The sequence below is a fragment of the Mycobacterium parascrofulaceum ATCC BAA-614 genome, from assembly GCF_000164135.1.
In the GTDB taxonomy this organism is placed as follows: domain Bacteria; phylum Actinomycetota; class Actinomycetes; order Mycobacteriales; family Mycobacteriaceae; genus Mycobacterium; species Mycobacterium parascrofulaceum.
Window position 1 is genome coordinate 209,508 of sequence record NZ_GG770560.1, and the last position, 8,319, is coordinate 217,826.

Annotated in this window: 6 protein-coding genes; 1 reads left to right on the top strand and 5 read right to left on the bottom strand. The window is 70.2% G+C overall.

Features of this window, described 5'->3' with window-relative positions:
- The coding region (locus tag HMPREF0591_RS27240; protein WP_007172000.1) for a peptidylprolyl isomerase at positions 1-950 on the top strand (950 nt) is incomplete at its 5' end.
- A 27-nt stretch (positions 951-977) separates the two neighbouring features.
- Here HMPREF0591_RS27240 and HMPREF0591_RS27245 read toward each other — a convergent pair.
- From HMPREF0591_RS27245 to secD, 5 genes are all read right to left on the bottom strand, one after another.
- A complete protein-coding gene (locus HMPREF0591_RS27245) occupies positions 978-3,368 on the bottom strand; it encodes a RelA/SpoT family protein (RefSeq protein WP_040624229.1) in 2,391 nt (796 codons plus the stop codon).
- 257 nt (positions 3,369-3,625) lie between these two features.
- On the bottom strand, positions 3,626-4,168 hold the full coding sequence (locus tag HMPREF0591_RS27250; protein ID WP_007172003.1) for an adenine phosphoribosyltransferase: 543 nt from the start codon (positions 4,166-4,168) through the stop codon (positions 3,626-3,628).
- A 7-nt stretch (positions 4,169-4,175) separates the two neighbouring features.
- Positions 4,176-5,825 (bottom strand): ABC transporter substrate-binding protein, encoded by a 1,650-nt coding sequence (locus HMPREF0591_RS27255; protein WP_007172004.1) that lies wholly within the window; start codon positions 5,823-5,825, stop codon positions 4,176-4,178.
- Positions 5,826-5,830: 5 nt separating this feature from the next.
- Complete coding sequence (secF, locus tag HMPREF0591_RS27260; RefSeq protein ID WP_007172005.1) at positions 5,831-7,096, bottom strand: protein translocase subunit SecF; 1,266 nt, start codon at positions 7,094-7,096, stop codon at positions 5,831-5,833.
- A 3-nt stretch (positions 7,097-7,099) separates the two neighbouring features.
- On the bottom strand, positions 7,100-8,319 hold a 1,220-nt coding region (gene secD / locus HMPREF0591_RS27265), incomplete at its 5' end, for a protein translocase subunit SecD (protein WP_040624164.1).

The following is an 8,319-nucleotide window of genomic DNA, read 5'->3' on the forward strand; positions in this document are numbered from 1 at the left end:
CAGCGGCCCCGCACCCCGCGCCGGCCCCGCCCCCACCGGCGGCGCCGCCCCCGACGCAGGACTTCCCCCCGACGGGCCCACACCCGGCGCCACAACCGCCGTATCAGCCGCCCACCCAATCGCGGCGCCTGCTGCTGGGCATCGTCGGCGCGTCGGCCCTCGCCCTGGCCGCGGTGGTGGCGTTGGTCGTCGCGCTGGTGACGCAGAATGACGACTCGGCCAACAGCGCGGCGCCGACCACACCCACCCGCGCCCGGGTGCCCGGCAGGCCGGGTTCCAACCCCGGGCCCACCGACCAGGCGACCGGGACGGTGCCACCGCTGCCGGCGTTCGCGCCGCCGGCCGACCTGGGCGCCAACTGCCAGTATCCGAGCGCCCCGGACACCATCGTCAAGCCCGTCAGCCCGCCCCCGTCCGGCCGGGTCTCCACCGACCCCCCGCAGATCCCGGCCACCCTCTCCACGAACTTCGGCGACATCGGCATCCAGCTGACCAACTACGAATCCCCGTGCACGGTCAACAGCTTCGTCAGCCTGGCCAAGCAGCAATTCTTCGACAACACGCAGTGCGCGCGGCTGATCGACGCCAGCGACGGCGGATCGCTGCTGTGCGGCGGTCCGGAGTCGGACGGCTCCGGGGGCCCCGGCTATCAATTCGCCGACGAATACCCCACCGACCAGTACCCCGCCGGCGATCCCGCCCTCCGGGCGACCGTGATGTACCCGCGCGGCACGGTGATCATGGCCACCGACGGACCCAACACCAACGGCAGCCAGTTCTCCCTGGTCTTCCGCGATTCGGAGCTGGCGCCGCAGAGCACGGTGTTCGGCACAATCACGCAGGCGGGCCTGGCAGTGCTGGACAAGATCGCCCAGGCGGGCATCGCGGGCAACCGGCAGAGCGGGGCGCCCACCAACCCGGTCACCCTCACCTCGGTCCGCGTCGGCTAACCCCGCCGTCCGGCCGGTCAGGCCGCCTCAGGCGGCGGACGTCACGCGGTAGACGTCGAAAACCCCTTCGACGTTGCGCACCACGTTGAGCAGATGCCCGAGGTGCTTGGGGTCCCCCATCTCGAAGGTGAATCGGCTGATCGCCACCCGGTCCCCGGAGGTGGTGACCGAGGCCGACAGGATGTTGACCTTCTCGTCGGCCAGCACCCGGGTGACGTCGGAGAGCAACCGGTGCCGGTCGAGCGCCTCGACCTGGATGGCCACCAGGAATACCGACGACGGCGACGGCGCCCAGTGCACCTCGATGATGCGCTCGGACTGCTGCTGCAACGACGCGGCGTTGGTGCAGTCGGTGCGGTGCACGCTCACTCCCCCGCCGCGGGTGACGAACCCCATGATCTGGTCGCCGGGCACCGGCGTGCAGCACTTGGCCAGCTTGGACAGCACACCCGGGGCGCCGGGGACCGAGACCCCGACGTCGTCGCTGCTGCGCGGGCGGCGCAGCATGGTCGTCGGGGTGGACCGCTCGGCGAGATCCTCTTCGGCCTGGTCGATGCCGCCGAGCTCGGCGAGCAGCCGCTGCACGACGTGCTTCGCCGACACGTGGCCCTCGCCGATCGCGGTGTAGAGCGCGGACACGTCTGCGTAGTGCAGTTCCCGGGCCACCGCGGCCATGGATTCGCCATTCACCAAGCGCTGCAAGGGAAGTCCGCCGCGGCGGACCTCGCGGGCCATCGCCTCCTTGCCGGCCTCCAGCGCCTCCTCACGGCGCTCCTTGGCGAACCACTGCCGGATCTTCGCCTTGGCGCGCGGCGACACCACGAACTGCTGCCAGTCGCGCGACGGCCCGGCGTTGAGCGCCTTCGACGTGAAAACCTCGACGACTTCGCCGTTTTCCAGCTTGCGCTCCAGCGCCACCAGCCGCCCGTTGACCCGGGCGCCGATGCAGCGGTGGCCGACCTCGGTGTGCACCGCGTAGGCGAAGTCCACCGGCGTCGACCCGTTCGGCAGGGTGATCACGTCCCCCTTGGGGGTGAACACGAAGATCTCCTGCACCGCAAGGTCATAGCGCAACGACTCGAGGAACTCACCGGGGTCGGCGGCCTCCCGCTGCCAGTCGAGCAGCTGACGCATCCAGGCCATGTCGTCGATCTCGGCGGTGGCGTGCGGATGCGGAACTCCGTTGCGGCCCTTGGCCTCCTTGTAGCGCCAGTGCGCGGCGATGCCGTATTCGGCGGTGCGGTGCATGTCCCGGGTGCGGATCTGGATTTCCAGCGGCTTGCCCTCCGGCCCGACGACCGTGGTGTGCAGGGACTGGTACACGCCGTATCGGGGCTGGGCGATGTAGTCCTTGAACCGCCCCGCCATCGGCTGCCACAACGAATGCACCACGCCGACAGCGGCATAGCAGTCGCGGATCTCGTCGCACAGGATGCGGATGCCGACCAGGTCGTGGATGTCGTCGAAGTCGCGTCCCTTGACGATCATCTTCTGGTAGATCGACCAGTAGTGCTTGGGCCGGCCCTCGACGGTCGCCTTGATCTTCGAGGCGTTCAGCGTGTTGATGATCTCGGCGCGAACCTTGGCCAGGTAGGTGTCCCGGGACGGCGCGCGGCCGGCGACGAGCCGGACGATCTCGTCATACTTCTTCGGGTGCAGGATGGCGAACGACAGGTCCTCGAGTTCCCACTTGACGCTGGCCATACCCAGCCGATGGGCAAGGGGCGCAATGACTTCCAGCGTCTCGCGGGCCTTGCGCGCCTGCTTCTCCGGCGGCAGGAAGCGCATGGTGCGCATGTTGTGCAGCCGGTCGGCGACCTTGATCACCAGCACCCTGGGGTCGCGGGCCATCGCGGTGATCATCTTGCGGATGGTCTCGCCCTCCGCGGCCGTGCCCAGCACCACCCGATCCAGCTTGGTGACGCCGTCGACCAGGTGCGCCACCTCGTCACCGAATTCCTCGGACATCTGCTCGAGCGTGTAGCCGGTGTCCTCGATGGTGTCGTGCAGCAGCGCGGCCACCAAAGTGGTGGTGTCCATGCCCAATTCGGCCAGGATGTTCGCGACGGCCAGGGGGTGGGTGATGTAGGGATCACCGGAGTGCCGCAGCTGGGTGGCGTGCCGCTGGTCGGCGACCTCGAAGGCGCGCTGCAGCAACGACAGGTTCGCCTTGGGATAGATCTCGCGGTGCACCGCCACCAGCGGTTCGAGCACCGGGTTGAGCGCGTTGCGCTGGGCGGTCATCCGCCGGGCCAGCCGGGCCCGGACCCGGCGAGACGCGCTGCTGGGGGTCTTCAGCGTCTCGGTCGGCGGCTCCGGCGGGTCGGCCTGAGCCGTGACCGGCTCCCCGACCAGCAGGGCGTCAGCGACGTCGCCGGGCGCGTCAAGCGCCTGCGCCGCGCTCTTGTCGTCCGCCACGTTGGTCACCTCCGCCCTCGAGGATATCGCGCGAGTCTCGTCCCCCGGCCGCGTTGCGTGTGCGCTGAGGGCTTTGCGGGTGTGCCAGGGGCGGCGAAATCGCGGAATCCGCGCCGTCAGCACACGCTCGACGCCGCCAGTTCACCCGCAACTGGCCGAGCACCGGGCTACGTTCGATCGCCCGCCCCCACCTCGCGCCGCTTCGCGGCTGGGTGTGTCCCCACCCGCGCCGCGGTGCGGCGCGCATCGTCACCGGGCTAGATGCGACTGAGGCTGTGCAACGGCAACTCCGCGACGGCCTGCCGGCCCCCGAGCGCGGTCAGTTCGAGGATCACCGCCGCCGCCATCACGGTGGCCCCGGTGCGTTCCAGCAGGCGGGCCGCGGCGGCGAGGGTGCCCCCGGTGGCCAGCACGTCGTCGATGATCACGACCTGGCGTCCGCGCAGGTCGATGCCGTCGGCCGGGATTTCCAGGGTGGCGCTGCCGTACTCCAGGTCGTAGTGCTCGGCGTGCACCGGCGGCGGCAGCTTCCCGCCCTTACGGATCGCCAGCACGCCGGTGCGCAGCCGGTCGGCGACGGCCGCGGCGGCCAGAAACCCGCGGGAATCGATCCCGGCCACCAGGTCGGCGCCGGCTGCGATCTCGGCCAGCGCGTCGGTGACCGCCGTCAGCCCGCGCGGGTCTGCGAACACCGGGGTGAGGTCCTTGAACTGGACCCCCGGCTTGGGAAAGTCGGACACCTCGCGCAGCAGGGCGGCGATCACGGCCGCCACGGGCGCGCTCCCGCCTTCGCTCGTCACCGGAGCCTCATTGCACGAGGGCCCATCGGTCCATGTTCCAGCCGGCGCCCCAACGGGTCGGATTCTTGCTCACGGCATACATCTTCTTCGACATCAACAGGGTTCGTTGCTGCCGGTAGAGGGGCAGCGTCGGCATGTCGCCCCACAGGATCGGCGCCGCTTCGCCCAGCAACCGGACGCGTTCGGCGGGGTCGGCCGACACCGCCAGCGCCCCGATCGTGCTGTCGATCTGCGGGTTCGCGTAGCCCGACAGGTTGTTGCCGTTGCCGCTGTGCAGCTCGTAGGCGTCCATCGCCGACGACCCCGTCGACCCGCTGCCGGCGGCCCCACCGGTGCTGGCCAGCAGCACGTCGATCTTGCCGTCCCTGAGCGCCTGCGGCCCCGAGGTGTCCAGGGCGACGTTCGCGACGGTGATGCCCGCCGCGGCACAGGATTTGGTGATCACCCCGACGTTGACCGCGAGCCGCGCATTGGGCCCCTGGTAGCCGATCCGCACCGTCAACGGCGCGCCACCGAGCGCGTCGCGGGCGGCGCCGGGGTCCGCCTTGCCGAACGGGCCGGCCTCGGCGGCGCCGACGCTGGCGGTGACCGGATCGTCGAGCGCCGGGCTCAGGCGTGAGTTGGCGACCGGCACCCCGGCATCGCGCGCGAGAGTGTCGCGCGGCGTGCACAGCGCGAGCGCGCGGCGGGCCTTGGGCTGCGCCAGCGGGCCCTGCGGCGCGAAGATCAGCTGCTCGATGCCGTCCGACGGCGAATCGGCGCGGTCGTAGTTGTCCGGCGTGGTCAGCGTTCCGGAGGAGCCCGCCGCCACGTCCACCACGTCGACGCTGCGGTTGTTGACCCGGTCCTGGATGTCGGGGCCCTGGGGCCACACCGTGACCCGCTTGGTGACCGCCTTCGGGCCCCACCACCGGTCGTTGGCGACGAGCACCACCGCGCCGCCGTCCAGGACGCGTTCGATCTTGTAGGGCCCCGACGACGGGAAGTTCTTCAGGTCGAGGCCGGGCTTGAGGTCCCAGATGGTGTTCCACAGTTTGGCGATCTGCTGCACCAGCTCGCCGTTGTTGCTCAGCAGGGCGGCGGTGACGTCGACGTGCAACCGGTCGGCGATCACGTGCGACGGCATCATCGACGTGGCGGTGAACAGCTGGTTGTAGTCGACGACGCCGCGGTCCGGGATGAACGACACCCGCGCCTTCTTCTGCCCCGGCAGGCACTCGACGTTGGCGATGTCGAGGTAGCCGGCCCGGGTGGCGGCGTCGAACTCCGGATACCGGCCGGACTGGGCCGCCCAGGCGAGTACCAGGTCGTCGCAGGTCACCGGCTTGCCGTCGGAATAGACGGCGTTGTCGGCGATCTGGTAATCCAGCACCAGCGGGGAACCGCCCACCACCGACACGGTGCCGAAGTCACGGTCGGCGACGGTCTGCCCGTCGGGACCGTGGTAGCTGAAGCCGGCCAGCGTGCGGGCGAAGGCTTGCGCCCCGGCCGACGCCGCTCCGACGACCGTGTTGGTGTTGTACGTGACCAGCGGGCCGTCGACCACGTAGTCGACCTGGGCGGCGGTGCTGCCGGAACAGGCGGCGAGCCCGACGGCCGCCACGAGCGTTGCGGCCAAAGCGATAGCGCCTCCCGCGAGGCGATACCTGGAGGCCATGGCGCCTACCGCCGGCCGGCGTTTCGCTTGCCGCTCGGACGCCGGGTCCCGGTCGGCCGCACCGGGCGCGCGCCCGGCGCCGGTTTGCTCGGTGCGGGCTTGTCGGACGCTGCGGGCGCGGCGGCGTCCGCCGCCGCTTCGTCCCCGGTGGCCTTCGCCTCCTCGACCGGCTCGGCGCCGGCGGAGCGGCGCCGCATGACGCGGCGGGTGTGGGTGCGCACCAGCTCCGTGCGTTCGCGCAGCGAGACCAGCAACGGGGTGGCGAAGAAGATCGACGAGTAGGTGCCGATCATGATGCCGATCAGCTGCACCAGCGCCAGGTCCTTCAGCGTCCCGACGCCCAGCAGCCACACCGCGACCACCATCAGCGCCAGCACCGGCAACACCCCGATCAGGCTGGTGTTGATCGAGCGCATGAACGTCTGGTTGATCGCCAGGTTGGCCTGCTCGGCGAACGTGCGCCGGGTGGTGTGCTGGAACCCGTGGGTGTTCTCCTCGACCTTGTCGAAGACGATGACGGTGTCATAGAGCGAGAAACCGAGGATCGTCAGCAGCCCGATGACGGTCGCCGGGGTCACCTCGAAGCCCACCAGCGAATACACACCGGCGGTGACGGTGAGGTCGAAGAACATCGCCGCGATGGCGGCGAGCGTCATGTAGCGCTCGTAGCGCACGGTGATGTACAGGCCGACCAGCGCCAGGAAGACCACCAGCGCGATCAGCGCCTTGGTGGTGATCTGGTCGCCCCAGGTCTCCGACACCGCCGAATCGCTGATGGCCTGCCTGCTCGGCTTGCCGTCGGTGCCCTTGGGCCCGAAAGCGTCGAACAGGGCGTTGCGCAGCTTGGCCGTCTGGTCGTTGGACAGCGTCTCGGAGCGGATCTGCACCGTGGCGGAGGCCCCGTTGCCGACGATCACCACCGATTCCGGGTCGCGGCCGACGGCCTTGCGGAAGACGTCGGACACCTGCGACGTCTGCACCTGGCCGGTCGCGCCCGCGGCGGGCATCGACACCGTCGTGCCCCCGTTGAAGTCGATCCCGAAGGTGAAGCCGCGCAGGATGATGCTGGCGAGGGCGACCGCGACGATGCCGCCGCTGATGCCGAACCACAGCCGGCGCCGCCCGACCACCTCGAAGGCGCCCGTGCCGGTGTAGAGCCGCGACAGGAAGCTGTGCCGCGGCTGGCCCGCGCCGCCGTCGGTGAGCTGCACGGTCCCCTCGGAAGCTGCGGTGAGCTCGGTCGCGTCCTTGGATGCCTTGGAGGCACTCATGCGCTATCCCCGTCCCGTCTTCACTTGCGCCGAGGCCCGACGTTCGCGGGCGACCTGTTGCACGGCTCCCAGGCCGTTGTACGCGGGCTTGGCCAGCGTCGGGGACTTGGAGGCCAGATACACCAGCGGCCAGGTCACCAGGAACACCACGACCAGGTCAAGGATCGTGGTGAGCCCCAACGTGAAGGCGAAGCCCTTCACCTGGCCGATCGCCAGGAAGTACAGCACCGCGGCGGCCAGGAAGGTGACGGCGTTGCCCGAGACGATCGTCTTGCGCGCCCGCGCCCAGCCGCGGGGCACCGCCGACCGGAACGACCGGCCTTCGCGGATCTCGTCCTTGATGCGCTCGAAGAACACCACGAACGAGTCCGCCGTGGTGCCGATACCGATGATCAAACCGGCGATGCCGGCCAGGTCCAGGGTGTAGTTGATGTAGCGGCCCAGCAGCACCAAGATGGCGAAAACCATTGCGCCGGAGGCGATCAACGACAGCGCCGTGAGCAGACCCAGCACCCGGTAATACAGCAGCGAGTACAGCAGCACCAGGACCAGACCGATCCCGCCCGCGATCAGGCCCGCCCGCAGCGAGGTCAATCCCAGCGTGGCCGAGACGGTTTGGGCCTCCGACGACTGGAAGGACAGCGGCAACGAACCGTATTTGAGGACGTTGGCCAGCTGCTTGGCCGTCGCGGCGGTGAACGGCGGGTCGCCGCCGGTGATCTGGGTCCGGCCACCGGGGATGGCCTCCTGGATCATCGGGGCGCTGACGACCTGCGAGTCCAGCGTGAAGGCGGTTTGGGTGCCGATGTGGGCGGCGGTGAAGTCCGCCCAGGTGTTGGCCGCGGCCGGCTTGAACTGCACGTCCACGACATAGCCGATGCCGCGCTGGTTCATGCCCGAGGAGGCGTCGGCGATCTGGTCGCCGCTGATGATCGACGGCGCCAGCAGGTAGGCCACCTTGTGGTCGGTCGAGCACGTCACCAGCGGCAGGTTCGGGTCGTCGTTGCCGGCCAGGATGTCCTCTTTGTCGCACCGGGTGGCCTGGAACTGCAGCGCGAGGAACTGGACGCCCTGGCGGGTGCTCTGCCGCCACTTCTTCTCGTCGGCGATGCGCTCGGCGAGTTCCTTGCGCGGGTCCGGCGGTGCCGGCTGCTCGGCTGGGGGCACATCGGCCGGTGGGGCGTTACCCGCGGGCGCCGGCGGTGGCGCGGGGCTCGGCGGTG